Raw genomic sequence first — 546 nt, forward strand, 5'->3', positions numbered from 1 at the left:
CGACTACACGGTGAAGCCGGTCAACATGACCGCCCTGGTGGACCAGTGGACGAACGTGCACGGCGCCGACCGCACCGCCGACGTCGCCGACACCGTCGCCGGCCACCCGCACCGCGTCTACCGCGGCCCCGGCGGGAACGCCGTCGTGGAGACGTACAGCCTCACCGGGATGGGGCACGGCCAGCCCGTCGACCCCGGGACCGGGGACGCGCAGTGCGGGGCGGCCGGGGCGTACTTCCTGGACGTGAACCTGTGCGCCGCCTACCGGCTGGGGAAGGCCTGGCAGCTCGGCTGAGTGTCAGTGCCCGCGCGGCGCCGTGCTCGCCCGCTCCGTCAGCCGGGGCGGCAGCAGGGTGGTGCCCGGTACGGGGGCCCCGGACAGCTTCCGCACCAGCAGATGCACCGCGCGGGCGCCCAGCTCGGCGGCCGGCACGGCCACCGAGGTGACCGGGACGCGGGCCGCCGCGGCGACCGGGGCCGGGCAGACGGCGGTCAGGGACAGATCGCCGGGGACCCGCATCCCCAGCTCCTCGAACGCCTCGATCA

1 protein-coding gene and 1 pseudogene are annotated in these 546 nt (G+C 76.0%); one reads left to right on the forward strand and one right to left on the reverse strand.

All coding sequences use genetic code 11. The annotated features are described in order from the left end of the window. A pseudogene (locus tag LPA54_RS36040) lies at window positions 1–295 on the forward strand (esterase); the annotation flags it as partial. Between the two features lie 3 nt (window positions 296–298). Here LPA54_RS36040 and LPA54_RS36045 read toward each other — a convergent pair. After that, window positions 299–546, reverse strand: a 248-nt coding sequence (locus LPA54_RS36045; protein ID WP_228984753.1) for a substrate-binding domain-containing protein, incomplete at its 5' end; no start/stop codon positions are given.

Source organism: Streptomyces sp. DH12 (assembly GCF_020873895.1).
Taxonomy (GTDB): Bacteria; Actinomycetota; Actinomycetes; order Streptomycetales; family Streptomycetaceae; genus Streptomyces.